General features: G+C 68.8%; 18 protein-coding genes. 6 read left to right on the forward strand and 12 right to left on the reverse strand.

Features of this window, described 5'->3' with window-relative positions:
- From ACO2SS_RS20175 to ACO2SS_RS20200, 6 genes are all read right to left on the reverse strand, one after another.
- The coding region (locus tag ACO2SS_RS20175; protein ID WP_423279578.1) for a helicase-related protein at window positions 1-3,129 on the reverse strand (3,129 nt) is incomplete at its 3' end.
- 224 nt (window positions 3,130-3,353) lie between these two features.
- A complete protein-coding gene (locus ACO2SS_RS20180; protein ID WP_423279579.1) occupies window positions 3,354-4,142 on the reverse strand; it encodes a DUF3108 domain-containing protein in 789 nt (262 codons plus the stop codon).
- A 104-nt stretch (window positions 4,143-4,246) separates the two neighbouring features.
- Window positions 4,247-4,942: an RNA polymerase sigma factor gene (locus ACO2SS_RS20185; protein WP_423279580.1), complete on the reverse strand. Its 696-nt coding sequence runs from the start codon at window positions 4,940-4,942 to the stop codon at window positions 4,247-4,249.
- A gap of 7 nt (window positions 4,943-4,949) precedes the next feature.
- On the reverse strand, window positions 4,950-5,291 hold the full coding sequence (locus ACO2SS_RS20190) for a cupredoxin domain-containing protein (protein ID WP_423279581.1): 342 nt from the start codon (window positions 5,289-5,291) through the stop codon (window positions 4,950-4,952).
- On the reverse strand, window positions 5,288-5,773 hold the full coding sequence (locus ACO2SS_RS20195) for a DUF4142 domain-containing protein (protein ID WP_423279747.1): 486 nt from the start codon (window positions 5,771-5,773) through the stop codon (window positions 5,288-5,290). Before ACO2SS_RS20195 ends, ACO2SS_RS20190 begins: the two co-directional genes overlap by 4 nt.
- A 177-nt stretch (window positions 5,774-5,950) precedes the next feature.
- Window positions 5,951-7,207 (reverse strand): GTP cyclohydrolase II, encoded by a 1,257-nt coding sequence (locus ACO2SS_RS20200; RefSeq protein ID WP_423279582.1) that lies wholly within the window; start codon window positions 7,205-7,207, stop codon window positions 5,951-5,953.
- Window positions 7,208-7,391: 184 nt separating this feature from the next.
- Here ACO2SS_RS20200 and ACO2SS_RS20205 point away from each other — a divergent pair, with 184 nt between their 5' ends.
- Window positions 7,392-7,904, forward strand: a complete 513-nt coding sequence (locus tag ACO2SS_RS20205; protein WP_423279583.1) for a hypothetical protein — start codon at window positions 7,392-7,394, stop codon at window positions 7,902-7,904.
- Here ACO2SS_RS20205 and ppa read toward each other — a convergent pair.
- Both ppa and ACO2SS_RS20215 read right to left on the reverse strand, forming a co-directional pair.
- Entirely contained in the window at window positions 7,895-8,461 is a 567-nt protein-coding gene (gene ppa, locus ACO2SS_RS20210; RefSeq protein ID WP_423279584.1) for an inorganic diphosphatase, read from the reverse strand. The genes ACO2SS_RS20205 and ppa overlap by 10 nt on opposite strands.
- Before the next feature lie 95 nt (window positions 8,462-8,556).
- Window positions 8,557-9,063: a GNAT family N-acetyltransferase gene (locus tag ACO2SS_RS20215; RefSeq protein WP_423279585.1), complete on the reverse strand. Its 507-nt coding sequence runs from the start codon at window positions 9,061-9,063 to the stop codon at window positions 8,557-8,559.
- 231 nt (window positions 9,064-9,294) lie between these two features.
- On the opposite strand from ACO2SS_RS20215, the gene ACO2SS_RS20220 reads away from it, so the two are divergent.
- On the forward strand, window positions 9,295-10,017 hold the full coding sequence (locus ACO2SS_RS20220) for a fused DSP-PTPase phosphatase/NAD kinase-like protein (protein ID WP_423279586.1): 723 nt from the start codon (window positions 9,295-9,297) through the stop codon (window positions 10,015-10,017).
- Here the strand turns inward: ACO2SS_RS20220 and ACO2SS_RS20225 are convergent.
- On the reverse strand, window positions 10,001-11,794 hold the full coding sequence (locus tag ACO2SS_RS20225; RefSeq protein ID WP_423279587.1) for an ABC transporter ATP-binding protein: 1,794 nt from the start codon (window positions 11,792-11,794) through the stop codon (window positions 10,001-10,003). The two genes, ACO2SS_RS20220 and ACO2SS_RS20225, sit on opposite strands and share 17 nt — an antisense overlap.
- A 168-nt stretch (window positions 11,795-11,962) precedes the next feature.
- Between ACO2SS_RS20225 and ACO2SS_RS20230 the strand changes: the two genes are divergently transcribed.
- Window positions 11,963-12,550 carry a formyltransferase family protein gene (locus ACO2SS_RS20230; RefSeq protein WP_423279588.1) on the forward strand — a complete coding sequence of 196 codons (588 nt, stop codon included), beginning with the start codon at window positions 11,963-11,965 and terminating at the stop codon, window positions 12,548-12,550.
- A gap of 88 nt (window positions 12,551-12,638) precedes the next feature.
- A complete protein-coding gene (locus ACO2SS_RS20235; protein ID WP_423279589.1) occupies window positions 12,639-12,953 on the forward strand; it encodes a hypothetical protein in 315 nt (104 codons plus the stop codon).
- A 7-nt stretch (window positions 12,954-12,960) separates the two neighbouring features.
- Here ACO2SS_RS20235 and recF read toward each other — a convergent pair whose 3' ends face one another.
- The 3 genes from recF to ACO2SS_RS20250 all read right to left on the reverse strand — a co-directional run bounded on the left by recF (window position 12,961) and on the right by ACO2SS_RS20250 (window position 16,414).
- Complete coding sequence (gene recF, locus ACO2SS_RS20240; protein WP_423279590.1) at window positions 12,961-14,106, reverse strand: DNA replication/repair protein RecF; 1,146 nt, start codon at window positions 14,104-14,106, stop codon at window positions 12,961-12,963.
- Complete coding sequence (gene dnaN, locus ACO2SS_RS20245; RefSeq protein WP_423279591.1) at window positions 14,103-15,236, reverse strand: DNA polymerase III subunit beta; 1,134 nt, start codon at window positions 15,234-15,236, stop codon at window positions 14,103-14,105. Before dnaN ends, recF begins: the two co-directional genes overlap by 4 nt.
- Window positions 15,237-15,379: 143 nt before the next feature.
- Entirely contained in the window at window positions 15,380-16,414 is a 1,035-nt protein-coding gene (locus tag ACO2SS_RS20250) for an aspartate-semialdehyde dehydrogenase (protein WP_423279592.1), read from the reverse strand.
- Window positions 16,415-16,842: 428 nt separating this feature from the next.
- On the opposite strand from ACO2SS_RS20250, the gene ACO2SS_RS20255 reads away from it, so the two are divergent.
- Together ACO2SS_RS20255 and ACO2SS_RS20260 are read left to right on the forward strand one after the other, a co-directional pair.
- Window positions 16,843-18,555, forward strand: coding sequence for a cation:proton antiporter (locus ACO2SS_RS20255; RefSeq protein WP_423279593.1), 1,713 nt, complete (start codon window positions 16,843-16,845; stop codon window positions 18,553-18,555).
- Between the two features lie 146 nt (window positions 18,556-18,701).
- Window positions 18,702-19,016: a hypothetical protein gene (locus tag ACO2SS_RS20260; protein ID WP_423279594.1), complete on the forward strand. Its 315-nt coding sequence runs from the start codon at window positions 18,702-18,704 to the stop codon at window positions 19,014-19,016.
- Window position 19,017 lies beyond the last annotated feature (1 nt).

Raw genomic sequence — 19,017 nt, forward strand, 5'->3', positions numbered from 1 at the left:
GGTCTCCGGTTCCGCCGCGGCGGCGCGCGCGCCGGCATCGGCGTCGCCGGCCGAACCCGGGACCGTCGGGTCGCCTTCCTGGGCGGCGGCGGCCTCGTCCGGCGTCGCCTCGAGGCTCGTCGCCTCCGGATCTTCGCCGACCTCGAGGGTGGCGGCCGGGTTCGAAACCTCCTCGGCGAGCATGTCGGCGCCGGCTGCCACCTCGATCTGGTCCGGCACCGTGCCGGCGATCTCGTCCGCCCGCGGATCGGCCAGGCGGGAGGTCTCGGGCTCGTCGGCCGCGGCCTCGATCGGCTCGTCCTGGATGCCCGGATCGGGCTCGTCGGCAGCGTCGACCACGGCCGCATCCACGTCATCCTCGCCCGCGGGCGAGCTGTCGGCCTCGGCGAGGAAACGATCCGCCGCTTCCTCGAGCGCCGGATCGACCAGGCCGGAACGCGCCGGCTCCGCAGGGTCGTCCTGGACGCCCGGATCCGGATCGTCCGCGTCGTCGATGCCCTCGGGCTCCCCTTCCGGACCGGCCGGAGGCGGCTCGATATGGGTCGTATCTTCCGTAGTCTGGTCACCCGCACCCGGCTCGACCGGGACGGTGGGAACGGGCTCGATGCCGGGGCCATCCGGGTTGGTGGGCCGTCCTGCCTCGCCCCCGGCCGCCACGACGGCGGGCGAGGTGGCGGCAGCGCGCGCAGGCACGAGCGGGACCGTAATCGCGGGGCCCGGCCGGTTCTCCGACACATAGCCGAGCGACTTCAGGATGGAGCCGAAATCCTCGCCGGACGTGCCGACGAGGGACGTCATGGCGGGCGTCTGGACGAAGGTCTCGCCATCGGCCGCCCCGGCCGGCGGCTCGCCCGGCGTCACGCCCGGCCGGTAGGCGATCGCGGGGCGGATCAGGTCGGCGAGACGCTCCAGGATGTCGACGCGCACCGCGCGGGCGCCGCAGACCCGGAACCCGGCCGCGCGATAGAGGCCGCGCGCGATCTCCGGATCCGCCGCGAAGGAGGTCCGGCCGGATCCCGCCAGATGCGCGATCTCGTCGATGCCCTTCTGGTCGAGCCCGCCGTTCCGCAGGGCCCAGAGCTGGGCGGCCAGGATACGGGGCGCCGGCTTCACGAGCGCCGGAAGATAGACGTGGTAGGCGCCGAACCGCACGCCCTTGGAGCGCAGGGCGGCGCGGCCGGTCTGGTCGAGGCTGCGCAGGTCCTGCGCGACCTTCGACCGCTCGAGGATGCCCTGCGCCTCGGCGACCTGGAACGCGATGCCGCGGGCGAGCCCGGTCAGGGTCGCGTCGTTCTCCAGCTCGATCAGGGAGCCGAGGAGGCGCGTCACATAGGCCTTCAGCCAGGCCTTCAACCGGGCGTCGACCTTGTCGCGCGCGGGGCCCGTGAGCTGCTCGTCGGCGATGATGCGGAAGCCCGGCTCGAAGAGCTTGTCGCCCGCATCGAGCTTCGCGACGGGATCGCCCGTCCAGCGGATGGTCCCGTCATTCGACAGGACGATGGTGGCGTCCGGGGCGGCCGAAAATCGCTCGGCCCGCGCCTCGATCTCGCCCGCGAGAGCCTTCTGCGCAGCATTGCGCAGCGCACGGGCTTCCTCGCCCGTCGCACCCGGGTCCGGGACGAAGTGGAACCCGTGCAGGTGTCCCACATGCTGGCCTTCGACGGTGACGTCGCCGCCAACGTTGATCTCGGCTTCCATCGTGGCGTTCTCTCTCAGGCGCCGCAGGAGGACGCTTGTGCGGCGGTCCACGAAGCGAGCCGCCAATCGTTCATGCAAGGCGTCGGACAGCGTGTCCTCTACTCGACGCGTAACGCCCTGCCAATGCTCAGGATCGGCAAGCCAGTCAGGCCGGTTCGCCACGAAGGTCCAGGTCCGCACATGCGCGATGCGGTGGGACAGGGTGTCGATGTCCCCATCCGTGCGGTCGACCATCTTGATGTGGCGGGCGAACCAGTCGGCCGGCACGCGCCCATCCGTCATCAGGAAGCGATAGAGCGCCGAGACGAGGTCGGCATGCGTGGCGGGCGAGACCTTGCGGTAATCGGGAACCTGGCAAACCTCCCACAGCCGCTCGACCGCGGCGCGCCCCCGCGCCAGATGCCGGATGTCGTCCTCGCGCGCCAGGATGTCGAGCGCCGCCACGTCCTCCCCGATCGGTGCCCGCGTCAGGCCCTTCTCGTTCGGCACCTCAGACAGGCTGCGCTGGAGAGCCCCGACGGAGCCGAACTGGAGATCCGGATTGCGCCACTGGATGACCCGGATGGGCTCGAACCGATGGGTCTGCAGCGCATCCACGATCTCGGGATCGAACGGGTCGCAGCGCCCGCTCGTGCCGAAGGTGCCGTCGCGCATGTGCCGGCCCGCCCGGCCCGCGATCTGGCCGAGTTCCGCCGGGAAGAGTTTCCGGAACCGGAACCCGTCGAACTTGCGGTCGGACGCGAAGGCGACGTGGTCGACGTCGAGATTGAGCCCCATGCCGATCGCGTCGGTGGCGATCAGGTAGTCGACGTCGCCCGACTGGTAGAGCGCCACCTGGGCGTTGCGCGTGCGCGGCGAGAGCGCGCCGAGCACGACGGCCGCGCCGCCGCGCTGGCGCCGAATCACCTCGGCGATCGCGTAGACCTCCTCGACCGAGAAGGCGACGATGGCCGAGCGCGGGGGCAGGCGCGAGATCTTCTTCTCGCCCGCATAGAACAGGTTCGACAGGCGAGGGCGCGTGACGACGTGAACGCCCGGGATGAGCGCCTCGACCAGCGGGCGCATCGTCATGGCGCCGATGAGGAGCGTCTCCTCGCGGCCGCGCTGGTTCAGGAGCCGGTCCGTGAAGACGTGGCCGCGGTCGAGATCCGACGCCACCTGGATCTCGTCGATGGCCACGAAGGCCACGTCGAGGTCGCGCGGCATCGCCTCGATCGTGCAGATCCAGTAGCGCGGGTGCGCCGGCTTGATCTTCTCCTCGCCGGTGACGAGCGCGACGGCTTCGGGACCGACCTTCTCGACGACGCGGTTGTAGACCTCGCGGGCGAGCAGCCGCAGCGGCAGCCCGATCATCCCGGAGGAATGGGCGACCAGCCGCTCGATGGCGAGGTGGGTCTTGCCCGTGTTGGTCGGCCCGAGCACGGCGGTCACGCCGCGCGCGCGCAGGTTTGGGGGAAGGGAGCGACGGGCCAGCAAAGGCGGTAACGCCTCCGTGTGCGGCGCCTGGAGCGCGCCGGGAGGAAGTTGTCGGGAGGACTACCGAGCTAGATAGGAAGTTCGAGCGCTCCTCGCCAGAGTGGCGGCGGGGAGCGGGGAGGAGCAAGCCGTAGCGGCCGAGATAGGCAAGCCGAACTCCGCTGTTCGAGATCTCGCGCTCACTCCAGCGCCCATTTCTCCGCCTCGACGACGCTCATGCCGAAATAGGTCATGAGATTGATCCGGATGGGGAGAAGAGCGCGCGTTCCCTCGACCGGGGCGAGCCAGACCGAGATGTCGCGGTTGTCCTGCATGAACTTGACGGCCCAGCGCTGCGGGCGATGCCCGGCCACCGGCACATAGCGCGCGTTGCAGATGAGGGCGTTTCCGGAAAATCCCGGTTTCTTGACCGGCGTCGTCCCGGCGTAGCTCAGGACGACGTTGAAGCGCTGCGTGCCGTCGAAGACCGGTATCGTCCGGTTGCAGGCGGCGGGATCGTCCGGCTTGCCCTTCGCGGGAGCGACCGCCAGCACGGCGGAAAGCGGATCGATGATTCCCTTCTTGTGCGTCTCGTCGAGAGGGATCCGGTCGGGCCGGAGCTCGAAGGGCGGCTCGATCCTGACCTCGGAGGCGTTGCCGGACGTGAGCCCGACCTGGACGGTACGTTCGGCGCCGCCCGACCGGCCGGTCGCCGAGAAGCCGGCCGTGAGGGGGCGGTTGCCGGCGAGCGTTCCGGTCGCCACCGCGCCTCCCCGCCCGCTCGCCGTGAACAGGCCGGCAAGGCCCGTCAGCTGCGCGTTCATGCGGAGGTCGTAGCGATCGCCGTTGAGCTTGGCTTCGAGGTCGGCCTTTCCGAGCGTCAGGCCTGCCAGCGTGATGCGGTAATCGACCTTGAGGTCCGTCGCGGCTGCCGGCGCGGTCCAAGAGGCCGCCGCGAGGCACACAATCCAGGCTTTCAGCGGCCGCATGGAGATCCTGGCGCAGGTTCGAAGCGGATTGTTGTGCCACGTTTCGCCGGAATCGACGAGGCGGCCCTTCGGCGCTCACCCTTGCGCGTGACCGAGCGGGGCGGTCATGCCGCGATCCGCGCCAGCACGGTCGCCGTCATGCGGGCGCAGCGCGGGCCTCCGAACGGGAAGGTGTCGCTGAGCGCGTTCGACAGCCGGCTGCCGAGTTCCGCCCGAAGCAGCCGCTTGGCGCGGTGCAGGCGCGTCTTGACCGTTTCCGGACGAATGCCGAGTTGCGACGCGGTCTCCTCGACGCTCATGTCCTCGACTTCGCGCATCACGAAGACCAGCCGGAACATATCCGGCAGGGTGTCGATCGCATCTTCCAGGAGAGTGCGGATCTCGGCGCGCGCGGCCGCCATCTCCGGATCCCCCGGCATGCTGATTCCGGGGAACATGATGATGCGGGCGCGGGCATCCTGGTCCTGGCTTTCGAGCACGGTCAGCTCGTCGGTCGGTCGGCGGCTCCGCATCCGGCCCGCCGCCTCGTTCAGGACGATGCGCGTCAGCCAGGTGCCGAGGCCCGCCTCGCCCCGGAAGCCGGGGAGAGCCGCGAAGGCGCGCAAATACGCAGCCTGCACTACGTCCTCCGCCTCGACGTCATCCCGGAGCATCGCCCGTGCGACCCGGTAGAGGCGTCGATTGTAGCGCTGCATGATCGTCGCGAACGCGTCGGTCGCGCCGGCCCGGACCCGCGCGACGACCTGATCGTCGGGGAGCCCGGAGATTTCCGCCACTGTGGCGCCTGGAGCGGCCATCATCGCGTCCTCACGGCTCGACCACGATCTCGGCGGTCATGTTGGGATGGTACCGGCAGATATAGGCGTAGGTGCCCACCGCCCCCATCGTGGCCGTCCCGCTACGGGCCGCTGGAGCATCCACGTCGAAGCTCCTGTCCCGGGCGCTGGCCGTATGGTCGATGATATCCTGGTTCTCCCACCGGATCGTGTCGCCGACATGCGCCCGCACGGATCTCGGCTCGAACGCGATCCCCCGCATCTCGACGACGTGCTGCTCGGAAGCGGACAGCGATGGGCCGTGCCCTGCAGGGGCAAGCAGGGCCGCCGAGGAAATGGCCAGGGCGCTGGCCGCCAACGAGAGCGCCTTCACTTGAGGCTCTCCGCGAGATGCTCGGCATGCTGCTGATGGCCTTCGAAGATCTTCAGGCCGGTCTGGAGCAGCGATCGCAGCTCGCCATTGTTCGCAGCCGGGATCAGCGTGCCCTGCAGCGCGCCATTGACCGTCCGGTGGTAGGCCACCTCGTTCTGCGCATAGGCCTTGTCGAAATCCCCGCCCTTGAGGCCGGCGAGTTCCTTGGCCTTGGCGTCCGCCTGCTTCACGAGGGCCCGGCTCGTGTCGTTGTCCTCCGGGGTGACGTTCAGCTTCTTCACCAGCGCCAGGGCCTGGTCGTTCACGGCCTTGTGGTCCCGCAGCATGTCGCGGGCGAAGGCCTGGACCTCCTTGTTCTTGGAGCGCTTGGCCGCGAGTTCGGCCGCCTTGATGTCGATGATCCCCGCCGTGTAGGCGATATGGGCGATCTGCGGGTCCGAGGGCTTCGCGAGAGCCTGGGCGGTGGCGATGCCCGGAGACATGATGAATCCGGCGGCGAGTGCGAGCCAGCTGTATCGGGACATGGCATCCCTCCTCGAGATTGCGCCGGGCCAGCAGCATCGCGGCGTTCACAAGGATTGGATGCGGGAACCGCTCTGCGGTTCCCGACGATGGGCCCGGGGCGCGACAGGCGGGCCGATCTCGGTAGCGGCGAGCCGTCAGTACCGTTCGAGGTCGCGGCCCTTCACGGCTCCGAGCGAGGCCGAGGCCGGGTCCGGCGTGTAGTAGCCGGCGGCCTTCTTGGCCTCGATCTCGACGGAGGCGTCCGGCGGGACGAGCTCGGGCGGGATCGGGACCCGCTCGGACACCTCGATCCCGGAGCCGACGATCGCGTCGTACTTCATGTTGGACATCGACATGAGCCGGTCGATGCGGCGGATCCCGAGCCAGTGGAGCACGTCCGGCATCAGCTGTTGGAAGCGCGCGTCCTGCACGCCGGCGACGCATTCGGTGCGCTCGAAATAGGTCGCGGCGGAATCGCCGCCCTCCTGGCGCTTGCGGGCGTTGTAGACGAGAAACTTCGTCACCTCGCCGAGGGCGCGGCCCTCCTTGCGGTTGTAGACGATCACGCCGGCGCCGCCGCGCTGGGCCTCCTTCACGCATTCCTCGATGCCGTGGACCAGGTAGGGCCTGCAGGTGCAGATGTCGGACCCGAAGACATCCGAGCCGTTGCACTCGTCATGGACGCGGCACGCGATCGTGCGCTTCGGATCCGCGAGGGCCGCCACTTCCCCGATGACATAGACGGTCGCGCCGCCGATCGGGGGCAGGAAAACGTTCATGTCGGGCCGGGTGACGAGCTCGGGGAACATCCCGCCCGTCTGCTCGAACAGGGTCCGGCGCAGGTCGCGCTCGCTGGTACCGAACCGCTCGGCGATGCCCGGCAGCCACCAGACCGGATCGACCGCGATCTTCGTGACGGAGATGTCGCCGTTCCCGTGCAGGATGCCGTCATCCGCGGCCAGCCGGTGCGCCGCCATGGCGGCCAGGATCTCCGGCATGTTGAGCCGCGCCTTCGTGACCGCGATGCTCGGGCGGATATCCGTGCCGGTCGCGATCTCGCGGGCGAACACCTCGCCCGCCATGTGGCCCCACGGGTCGAGCGAGACGATGCGGCCGGGCTCCGACCATTGCGGGTGCGGCCCGACGGGTACGACGGGATGGGTGTTGTGCAGGTCGGGCCGGGCCAGCGGGTTCAGGGCGCGGGCCGAGATCGCGAGGGCCCGGTACACCGAGTAGGAACCGCCATGGGAGCCGATCACGTTGCGGTCGGCCGGGTTCGTCACCGTGCCGATGATCGGGCCGCGCTCATGCGGATCGGCCGCGCCCCAGCGGACCGGGAAGCGCGTGGTCGCCTGGCCGGGCTCGGGGTGCGAGGTGAGCCGAATATGGCTGGTGCGATTTGGTGCGTTCACGGCCGAGATCCTGCCGTCGCTGTGGATCGGCGGTTTTTGGGGCCGCCGACATGGTTGCCGGATTCTGCTCGACTTGGCTGCAACTCGTCAAATCGCCGGCGCTCTCGCCGTCCGGATCGCCGATATTAACTAAAACTTGACTATATCTCCAGAAACTGGGCCGGCCAGCAGGTCAGGGGACCAGATGGGTCAGCCAGCCTTCAAGATCGAGGACGAGTTCGAGGAGACGGCGTCCGCCGAGATCATCCCGCTGAAGATCGCGGGGGCAGCATCTCCTGCCCCGCGTCCGGCGCTTGCGGCGGGGTCGGCGCGAAGCGACGTGCCCGGCCTTCTCGGGATGATCTCGCGGGCCTCGTCGCTGCTGGGGAGCTACAAGGAGCGAGCGGACACCATGGAGAGCCGGGCGGTTGCCGCCGAGGAACTCCTGAAGGCGGCAAACCGCCGCATCGCCGAATCCGAGAGCAAGCTGCGCTCAGCGCTCGAAGAGGCACGGCTCGAGCGGGAGCGCGCGACCGAAGCGCAGCAACGCTCGGGCGAGGTCGTCGAGCGAACCCGCTCGATGCTGATCGAGGCCGGCGAGCGGATGCGGGCGGCCGAAAGCCGCGCCGACCGCGCCGAGAGCAAGTTCAACACCTTGCGGAACGCGCTCGAGCAGGGCCTCGGCGCGCATCTTGGCCTGACGGCCCCTCAGGTCTGAGGGCCGCCGAGCGGGGAGGGGTTCGTCGCCGCCGACTTCGCGCGGTCGATCCCCTCGCTGATGAGGCGCTTCGCCTCTTCAGCATCGCCCCACCGGATGATCTTGACCCACTTGCCGGGCTCCAGGTCCTTGTAGTGGGCGAAGAAGTGCTCGATCTGCTCGATCGTGATCGCCGGCAGGTCCTTGTAGGTGGCCACCGTCTCGTAGCGGCGCGTCAGCTTCGTCGTGGGGACGGCCACGATCTTCTCGTCCTGGCCACCGTCGTCCTCCATCAGGAGCACGCCCACCGGCCGCACGCTGATGACGGCGCCGGGCACGATCGCCCGCGTGTTGGCCACCAGCACGTCGCAGGGGTCGCCGTCACCCGAGAGGGTGTGCGGAATGAAGCCGTAATTCCCGGGGTAGCGCATCGAGGTGTAGAGGAAGCGGTCCACGACGAGCGTGCCGGCCTCCTTGTCCATCTCGTACTTGATCGGCTCCCCGCCGATCGGCACCTCGATGACGACGTTCACGTCCTCCGGAGGATTCTTGCCGATCGGAATTGCCTCGAGACGCATCAAACCTTCTCCGAAGCCCGCTCGAACGGGCCCGAGGCGTCTAGCGGCACGGGGCCGATGGGACAAGGACCGGGCGCCGCCGCGGCCCGTGGAAGCTACTTGAAAAGGAAACAACTCTTCGTCAGCGCCGAGCCGGAGAAGCGCTCCGTGGTCTCGGCGACGACGCGGCCGCCCATGCTGCGGTAGAAGGCGCAGCCGCGCTCGTTGTCGGCCAGGCACCAGACCGCGACCCGCTTGGCGCCACGATCCTCGAGGTCGTTGCGTACCGCCTTGAACATCCGCTTGCCGAAGCCGAGGCCCTGGTATTCGGGGGCGAGATACAGCTCGTCGACCTCGCCATCGGCCGGCAGGCCGCGGTCGCGGCAGCGGCCATAGGACGCGTAGCCGACGACCTTCTCGCCCACGTCGAGCACCACGAGCGGTCGGCCCCGGCTGATGGTGGACAGCCACCAGCGCGGGCCGCGCCGGCCGATCATCCGCTCCAAGGCGAGCGCGGGAAGGATGCCCTGGTAAGCCTCGCGCCAGGTGGAATCGAACACGCTGGAGAGGGCGGCAGCGTCCTCGGAGCGTGCCCGGCGGATGCTGATCGTAAGCTCTGACATGGGCCTTTCCGACATCCTCCGCTCCGGGGCGACGAATACAGGGACCGCCTCATCGTCGAGCAAGTCCGGGGCCACGTCGAGGGCGACTCGCTCGCTGAGCCGCCTGTGTGACCGAGCCGCAACTCCGCCCGAAACCGCCCTCCAAGATTGTCGGGCCGGGTCGTGGCTGCTATCGGGCCGGCTCCGCCGGCCGGCAGGATGATGCCGCTCCGCCTTCACTGTCCCGTCATCGTGCTTAACAGATTCCTAAAGCCGGAGCGCCGGTACGCGCGTCGCATGGCGCGCATCGCAAGATGGGACCGTCCCATCGCAGGCCCGGCGGCGCGCGCCCGCGCCTGGGCGAACATGCTGTTCTCCGACCATGGCGTGTTCCGGCTGATCTATCCGAACAGGGCTCGCGTCTCGGACGTGCTCTGGCGCTCGTCGCAGCCGAGCCCCGGCCAGATCGCCTGGTTCGCGGCCCGGGGCGGGCGGACCGTCGTGAACCTGCGGGCCGGGCGGGAATACGGGTCGTGGCCGCTGCAGCGGGAGGCTTGCGAGCGGCACGGGCTGAAGCTCGTCGAGTTCGTCCTGCGGTCGCGCGAGGCGCCGAGCCGCGAGACGCTGCTCGGCGCGCGGGCCTTCTTCGAGGAGCTCGAATATCCGGTCCTGGTGCATTGCAAGTCGGGAGCGGACAGGGCCGGCCTATTCGCCGCCTTGTTCCTCCTCGTCACGCAGGGTGCCACCGTCGCCGAGGCGAGGCGGCAGCTGTCGATGCGCTTCGGGCATTTCCGCTTCGCCAAGACGGGCATCCTCGATGCCTTCCTGGATGCATACGAGCGCGAGGGCGAGCGGAAGGGCGTCGCTTTCCTCGACTGGGTCGAGCGGAGCTACGACCCGGCGGCCGTGACCGAGCAGTTCAGGCCCGGCTTCTGGTCGACGCTGGTGGCGGACAGGATCATCCGCCGGGAGTAGGGAGCGGCTCGCCCGCGAGCTGCAGGCGCTGGAGGCGGGCATAGATGCCGGTCCCCGCGCGCAGCGCGCTATGGGTTCCGGTCTCGACGACGCGGCCCGCATCCATGACCACGATGAGGTCGGCCTCGCGGATGGTCGAGAGCCGGTGCGCGATGACGAGCGTGGTCCGGCCCTCCATCAGATGCTGCAGCGCGGCCTGGACCTGCATCTCGGCTTCCGCATCGAGCGCGCTGGTCGGCTCGTCCAGCAGAAGAATGGGGGCGTTCCGCAGGAACGCGCGAGCCAGCGAGACCCGCTGACGCTCGCCGCCCGACAGCCCCGCGCCGCCCGGCCCGACCCGCGTGTCGTAGCCCTCCGGCAGGGCGATGATGAAATCATGCGCCGCCGCGGCCTTGGCGGCCGCGATGATCTCGTCCCCGGTCGCGTCGCGCCGGCCGAAGCCGATATTCGCCCGCAGCGTGTCGTCGAACAGGACGATGTCCTGGCTGACCACCGCCACGGATCGGCGGAGGCTCTCCAGCGTGACCTCGCGGATATCCTGGCCGTCGATGAGGACGCGCCCCGCGGTCGGGTCGTAGAGGCGCGGCACGAGGGACAGCAGCGTGGATTTTCCCGAGCCCGAGCGGCCAACGAGCGCGGTCGTCTGTCCGGCCGGAACGACAAGGTCGATCCCTTCGACGGCCGCCTGGCCTTCCCGATAGGCGAAGCTCACGCCCTCGAAACGGATCTCGCCGGTCCCGACCGCCAGCGGCCTCGCGCCGGGGCGGTCGTGGATGGTGGGCTTCTCGTCCAGGACGGTGAAGTAGCGCCTCAGGGCAGCCGCCGCCTCCTGCAGGATCGCGTTGAGGTTGCCGAGGGCACGCACGGGCTGGGCCGCCATGATCAGGGCGGTGACGAAGCCGGCGAAGTCGCCCACCGTCGACTGGCCGTCCAGGATGCGCCAGCCGATGAAGGAGAGCACGAGCGCGACCGCGATGCCGCCACCCGCCTCGAGGAGGGGGTCGAGGCGAGCCCGGGCATTGGCCGATTTCATCTTGAGGCGGCGGATCTCCTCGAAGGTGTCGCGCGTGCGTCCCTTGAGGTAGCCCTCCAGGCCGAAGGTCTTGGCGATGCGGGCGCCGGCCAGGCTCTCCGAGACGAGGCCCGCCATCCGTCCGACCTGCTCCTGGTTCTGCGTGGCGTTGCGGCGCAGCTTCTTTCCGATCCGCGCGACCGGGCGGGCGAAGAAGGGCGTGGCCACCGCCGCCACGAGCGTCAGAACCGGATCGATCGCGAACATCGCGATGACGAGCGCCGTGATGGTCGCGGTCTCCCGCAGGAACACGGTCGAGAGCCGGGTCAGCGCCTCGCGGATGAAGGCGAAATCGGTCGTGAAGCGCTGGGTGAGCGAGGCGGCGCTCTCGCGCCCGAGCTGGGCGAGGTCGGCATCGATGAGATGCGCATAGAGCGCACTCTGCATGTCCGCCTCGGTGCGCGTGACCACCCGGTTGGTCAGGACCGTCATGGCGTAGAGCGCGAAACCCTTGATCGAGGTGACGAACACCACGAAGACCGGCGCCAGCAGGATCGCCTGCTCCCGGTCGAGCACGAACCGCGTCACGATCAGGTTGATCTTGATGGGCGCGCCGGTGCCCGAGCGGTTGGTGAAGGCCTCGAAGGCGGCCTTGATCAGCACCGGGTAGAGCCCGGTCGAGCCGGCGACGACGACGATCAGAAGGAGCACGAGCGCGAGGGAGCCCCGGTGCGCGCTGAGCCAGTCGCGCCAGAGCCTCGCCACGAGGGCGGCAGTGTTTCCCTCGAGCAGGCCCGCTTTGGCGGGGCCTGGCGTTCGACCTAGTTTGAGTTTCACCGACCGGGGATACTATCCCGGGGATCGACGCGCAATTTTCGCAGTCGCGGCACTCGGCGATGTTGCATCGCAGTACGAAAGGGTTATCCGCCTCCCATGAAAATTGCGCTCGTTGGAACGCGCTGGTTCGGCGCCGAGGTGTTTCGTCTGCTCCAGGAGGCTGGGCACGACGTGGTCGTAACCGCCACGAATGGCGAGGATACGCTGGCCAAGGCGGCGCGGGCCGCAGGCGTTCCGCTCGTCACGCGGGAGGAGCCGCGGCGCGTCACCGGCGAGGACATCCCGGCCGATGCCGTGGACGCGATCGTCGCCGCCCACACGCACGCCTTCGTGACGGCGGATGCCCGCAAGAAGGCGCGCATCGCGTCCATCGGCTACCATCCGTCGCTTCTGCCCCGGCACCGGGGGATGGCCGCCGTCGAGTGGACCATCAAGGAGAAGGATCCGATCGCCGGAGGCAGCGTGTACCACCTGTCGGGCGGCATGGATGCCGGCGCCCTCGCGGCCCAGGATTGGTGCTTCGTGTACCCGGAAGACGACGCGCGGACCCTGTGGCAGCGCGCGCTCGCGCCCATGGGGCTGAAGCTCCTTTTGAAGGTCGTGCACGACATGGAGACCCGCGGCGTCGCGGATGCCTGGGAACAGGACCCCAGGGCCGTCACGCTCGCGCCCCCGCTGGTCTGAGGCGCGACGCGCCGTCTCAACCCGGACCCCAGGCGGAGCAACCACCAGCCCTCGGCGTTGTCCCTCACACTCAGTGAGGGAGAAACAGATGGCGAATGCCAGCAAGACGCATATGGGCCCCGGCACTCAGGGCAAGGGCTCAGGCACGGGGGCGATGACCGACCTGCCGGACGGCGTGCTCGAGGAGAACATGGTGCTCTCCAATCGCGACAAGAAGCTGCACAGCGAGGAGCGCGGCTTCGACAGCAAGGCGGTCCAGACCGAGCAGTATCACGACCACGCGGGCAATCGCCTCAACCAGGGCGAGGAGAGCGGCGAAACCGGCAACGGTAGCGGGCTTGCCGGGCCGATGAGCAACGATTCGGGCGAGCTCAGCAGCCTCAAGTCGCAATCGGGACGCTGAAACCCTTCTAGGCCGCGGGCACGACCTCTCCGGGCGACACCTGGAACAGGTCGGCCCGCGTGCCGAGCCCGGCGAAGAGGGCCGGATCGGCCCCTGTCATCCAGACCTGTCCCCCGAGCACCTCGAGCGCATCGTAGAGGGCGTCCCGCCGACGCGGGTCGAGATGCGCGGCGACCTCGTCGAGCAGCATGAGGGGCGCGATGCCGCTCATGGCGCGCACCAGCCGCGCATGGCCGAGGACCAGCCCGAGCAGCAGCGCCTTCTGCTCGCCGGTGGAGCAGATCTCGGCCGGCAGGTCCTTCGGGCCGTGCCGCACGGCGAGATCGGTCGCCTGGGGGCCCAAAAGCGTGCGGCCGGCAGCGGCGTCCCGGGGCCGATTGTCCGAGAGCATCTGCCGGTAGCGATCTTCCGCATCCACGGCCGGAAGGCTCGCGACCAGCTCGTCCAGCTCGCCGACGAGCGCCAGTCGGGCGAATGGAAACGGCGACGCGTCGTCCCGCGTCGCGAGGAGCTGCGCGTCCAGGCGTTCCGCCGTCTCCCGCCGGGCGGACGCGACCGCGACGGCGAGCTCGGCGAGTTCACGCTCGACCGCGTCCAGCCAGGCCCGGTTGCCGTGCGGGTCCTCGAGCAGCCTGTTTCGCGACCGGAGCGCGCGTTCGAGCGCGTTGACCCGTGCGCCGTGCCGGGAATCGATCGCCAGGACAAGGCGGTCCAGGAAGCGCCTGCGGTCGCCCGCCGGACCCCGGAACAACCCGTCGAGATCGGGCGTCAGCCAGACCAACCGGACGTATTCCGAGAAGGAGGCCGCCGAAGACGCATCGGCCCCATCGATCCGGCAGCGCCGGACGGCGCGCCCGCCCTCGCCGGGCTCGAGGCCCACCCCCAGGCGGTGCTCGCCCTCGGGGCCGTCCAGGGTCACGGAGACCGCGAAGCGGTCCGTCTCCCGGCGGGCCATGTCGCCGAGATCGGCGCGTCGGAGCCCGCGGCCCGCCGAGAAGAGCGACAAGGCCTCGATCAGGTTGGTCTTGCCGGCGCCGTTCTCGCCGACCAGGGCCACGAGGCCCCGACCCACCCTGAGGTCGAGCGCCGCGTAGCTGCGGAAATCCTGGAGGATGAGCCGGGTGACGCGGGGTGCGGCGGCTTCGGCGATCACACCCGCATCGGCATCAGGACATAGAGGGTCGGTGCGCCCTCACGGTCCTGGATCACGGTCGGGGAGCCCGGATCGGCCAGCTTGAACAGGGCCGTGTCGCCGTCGAGCTGCTGGGTGATGTCCAGCAGGTACCGGGCGTTAAAGCCGACATCCAGCGGCGAGGAATCGTAATCGACGTCGAGCTCCTCGACGGCATTGCCGGAATCCGGGTTGTTGACGGACAGGGTCATCCGCCCCTCCGTCAGGGCGAGTTTCACGGCGCGGCCACGCTCGGACGAGATCGTCGACACGCGATCGACCGCGCGGGCGAAGTCGCCGCGTTCGACCGTCAGGAGCTTGTCGTTCCCGGTCGGGATGACGCGCTGGTAGTCGGGGAACGTCCCGTCGATGAGCTTGGAGGTCAGGACCACGCCGCCGGTCGCCTCGCCGCCGAAGCTGAGGCGGATCTTCGCCTGCGAAAGCTCGACCTTCACGTCCTCGGCGGTGTCGTCGATCAGCTTCTGGATCTCGGCGACCGCCTTCCGGGGCACGATCACGCCAGGCATGCCGGCCGCGCCGGCCGGGGCCGGGAGCTCGATGCGGGCGAGCCGGTGTCCGTCGGTGGCGACGGCGCGCAGCATCGTCGCGCCATCCACCTCCACCGTGTGCAGGTAGATGCCGTTCAGATAGTAGCGCGTCTCCTCCGTGGAGATCGCGAATTGCGTCTTCTCGATCAGGCGCTTCAGGTCGGCCGCGCCCAGGGCGAAGGAGGTCGACATCTCGCCCGCCGCGAGATCCGGGAAGTCTCCCTCGGAAAGCGCCTGCAGCATGAAGCGGGAGCGGCCCGAGCGAAGCTGCATCTGGCCGGTGTCGCCCGTCGTCTCGAGCGAGACCTGGGCGCCGTCAGGGAGCTTGCGGACGATGTCGTAGATGACGTGGGCCGGAACCGTGGTCGCGCCGGCCTGGCTGACATCCGCGCTCACTTCCTCCGTCACCTCCATGTCGAGGTCGGTCGCCTTGAGACGCAGGCCACCATCCACGGCCCGGAGCAGGACGTTGGAGAGGATCGGAATCGTGTTGCGGCGCTCCACCACCCGGTGGACGTGGCCGAGCGCCTTCAGGAGCGCCGCGCGCTCGACTGTAACCTTCATGGCTGATGCCCGTGACTGAACTGGTCCTCGTCCGGTGCGCCTAGAAAGGGCTCGCGGCGAGGCGGGGCAGGCACATTGGCGAAGCCCGCCCCCGAAGGCAAGGGCGGGCTTCGGTCGGACCGCCTTCGCGGCCCGCTATGGCGTCAGGCGGCGCGGCGGCTGTCGCCGACGAGGCCGCGGTTGATCAGCGCCTCCGCGATCTGAACCGCGTTCAGGGCTGCGCCCTTCCGGAGGTTGTCCGACACGCACCAGAACGCGATGCCGTTATCGACCGTCGGGTCGTCGCGCAGGCGCGAGATATAGACCGCGTCCTCGCCCGCGCTCTCGTGCGGCGTCATGTATCCGCCGGGCTCGCGCTTGTCGTCGATCAGGATGCCGGGCGACGCCCGCAGGATCTCGCGCGCTTCCTCGGCCGACAGCGGCTTCTCGAACTCGACATTCACGGATTCGGAATGGCCGACGAAGACCGGCACGCGCACGCAGGTGGCGACGAGCTTGATCTTCGGGTCGAGGATCTTCTTGGTCTCGACCACCATCTTCCACTCTTCCTTGGTGAACCCGTCCTCCATGAAGACGTCGATCTGCGGGATGAGGTTGAAGGCGATCCGCTTGGGGAACTTCTTCTTCTCCATCTGGCCGAGCGAGTAGACGGTCTTGGTCTGGTTGAAGAGCTCGTCCATGCCCTCCTTCCCGGCGCCCGAGACGGACTGATAGGTCGAGACGACCACCCGCGTGATGGTGGCCGCGTCATGGAGCGGCTTCAGGGCCACGACGAGCTGCGCGGTGGAGCAGTTCGGGTTGGCGATGATGTTCTTCTTGGTGAAGCCGCGGACGGCCTCCGCGTTCACCTCCGGCACGACCAGCGGCACGTCCGGGTCGGTCCGCCAGGCGGAGGAGTTGTCGATGACGATGGCGCCCTCCGCGCCGATCTTCGGCGACCAGGTCTTGGAGACCTCTCCCCCGGCCGACATCAGGCAGATATCCGTGTCGGAGAAGTCGTAATCCTCCAGGGCCTTGCACTTGAGGGTCCGGTCGCCGAACGAGACTTCCTGGCCGACGGAGCGGCGGGAAGCGATCGCGACGACCTCATCGGCCGGGAAGGCGCGCTCGTCGAGAATGTTCAGCATCTCGCGACCGACATTGCCCGTCGCGCCGACCACGGCGACCTTGAAGCCCATCTTTGTCTCCTGATTTTCCGGCCCGTCGTCCCGACGGTGCGATCATGTCCCGCTGGCGGGACGGCAAAATGGCGACGCGTCAGCGCGTCCGCGTTTTCAGCGGAGCTTTCACCGGTTTAGGCGACGTCCTGAATGGTCGCATCGCAGCCATAGCCAAGCGGGTCTCGCCCGCGCCCGGTGAGCAACATGTAGGAAGCGCAAAAGTCAAGGAAAAGGTGCCGCCGCCCCGCAGGATCGCGCCCAACGTGGGCCCGATGCGAAGCTCCGCTCGCGCGTCATCGGTGGGCCGCGCCGTCCGCATGCCGGATCATCTCGTCGAATTCACGAGTTGAGGCATACGCCAACTCGTGCGTTTGTTTCGCACGACGTCACCGATCTGTTTCGAACCACGACATCGAAGACGTTTCCTCCAGGCTTATAGCGGGCCCATGCACGGCTTCCTTCAGGACATCGCAGTCTGCTCGATCGCGGCTTGGGCCCTGGGCGTCGTGGCCCATCTCGCCCGGCAGCCGGTCATCCTGGCCTATCTGATCGGGGGCTTCGTGGTCGGCCCGAACTGCCTGCGGCTCGTCCACTCCCAGGAGAACATCGAGGTCATCTCCGAGCTGGGTCTCATCTTCCTGCTCTTCATGATCGGGCTGGAGATCGACCTGAAGAAGGTCCTCAGCTCGGGCAAGACCATCCTGGCCACCGCGGGCGTCCAGATCCTCGGCGGCAGCGCGCTCGGCGTGCTCGTCTTCCTGATGCTGGGGGAGCGGCTCGGGGGAGGGAAATGGGACGCCCTCTATCTCGGCATCGCGGCCGCGCTCTCGTCCACGGTCATCATCGTCAAGGTGCTCTACGACAAGCGCGAGCTGGACACGCTCACCGGCCGCATCACGCTCGGCATCCTGGTGCTGCAGGACCTCGCGGTCATCCTATTTCTCGCCGTCCAGCCGAGCCTGAACGACCTGCGCATCGGCGTGCTCGCCCTGTCCCTCGTCCGCGTCGGGGTGCTGGTGGCGACCATGCTCCTCGTCTCGCGCTACGTGCTGCCGCATGTCTTCCGGGGCGTCGCGCGCGTGCCCGAGCTCGTCCTCGTCGGCGCGCTCGCCTGGTGCTTCCTCGGCGGCGAGCTGGCGCATCACCTCCAGCTCTCCCGGGAGATGGGCGCGCTGGTGGCCGGCGTCTCGCTCTCGACCTTCCCTTACGCGCTCGACGTCACCGCCAAGGTGACGAGCCTGCGAGACTTCTTCGTCACGCTGTTCTTCGTCGGGCTCGGCATGACCATCCCGATGCCGAACTGGGGAGTGCTGGAGACCGCGCTCGTCCTCGCCCTCTTCACGGTGGTGAGCCGCTTCGCCACCACGATGCCGCCGCTCTACCTCATGGGGCAGGGGATCCGGGCGAGTTTCCTGCCGGCGCTCAACCTGTCCCAGATCAGCGAATTCTCCCTCGTCCTGATGCAGCTCGGCTTCGCGGCCGGACACGTCACGGTGGAGACGAAGAACGCGACCTCCTTCGCCTTCGTCATCCTGGCCGTCGCCTCGACCTTCGCCATGACGAACTCGAACCGGATCTCGCGGCCGACCGTGCGTCTCCTCAAGCGGCTCGGGCTGCGCGACCTCGACGCTGCCACGGAGCAGGGAGGGGAGGGGCCGCCGCGGATCATCCTCTTCGGCTTCTTCCGCACGGCGAGCTCGCTGATCGCCGAGCTCGAGCGCGAGAACGATCGCGTGCTCCTGGACGAGATCAAGGTCGTCGACTTCAACCCGATCGTGTTGCGCGGCCTGCAGGAGCGCGGCATCCGCGTGCAGTACGGCGACATCAGCCAGCGCGAAACCCTGGTGCATTCCGAGATCGCGCAGGCGGAGATCCTGGTCTCGACCGTTCCGGACTACCTCCTGAAGGGCATCTCGAACGAGAAGCTGGTCCGGCAGCTGCGCTCCCTCAACCCGAAGGCGACCATCGTCGCGCATGCGGAGGTGCTGTCGGACATCGAACGTCTTTACGCGGCAGGCGCCGATCACGTCTTCGTTCCGCGCCTGATCGCGGCGGCCGAGCTGCGGCGGATACTCCACGCGGCCGGTGATGGTCTTCTCCCGCGTAAGCGCGAAGAGCTAGACCATTCTTTGGATAAACGCCGCGAGGTTCTCGGCTGATCTGCAAAGAATCGGGGCCCGCGGGGGCTGTAAGCTTTCGCAGGTCCGGCCCGGCTGCAGGCCAAGGAACCTTTTCTGCTTCTTCCGTCTTGTTTTCGCGCAGAAAGCGGGGCCGTCCGCCTCGTCTTGCCGGTGAGGTTCAAGCCATGCGTCGCACAGCACTCATAGCCGCGTCGTTTGTTGGGCTCACGCTGGCCGGCACCGCCGCAAGCGTGGCCGAGCCGCTGCGCCTGAACGTGCGCCCGCGCAGCTGGCTCGATCCCGGCAACGTGGTCCAGCCGGGCAGCAACGTGAACCCGGCGAGCCCCCTCGGGCAGACCGTCTCGTTCATGCTGAGCCCGCCCTATCAGAACATGAAGGAGCGCTTTGAGGGGAACGCGCTTCCCGATCCGATCGGCGGACCCTTCACGGGCGCCCGCAACGGTCCCATCCCGCTGCTCGGCACCTTCCCGATCGAGTAGG

This window comes from Enterovirga sp. CN4-39, assembly GCF_049446235.1.
Taxonomy (GTDB): Bacteria; Pseudomonadota; Alphaproteobacteria; order Rhizobiales; family Beijerinckiaceae; genus Enterovirga.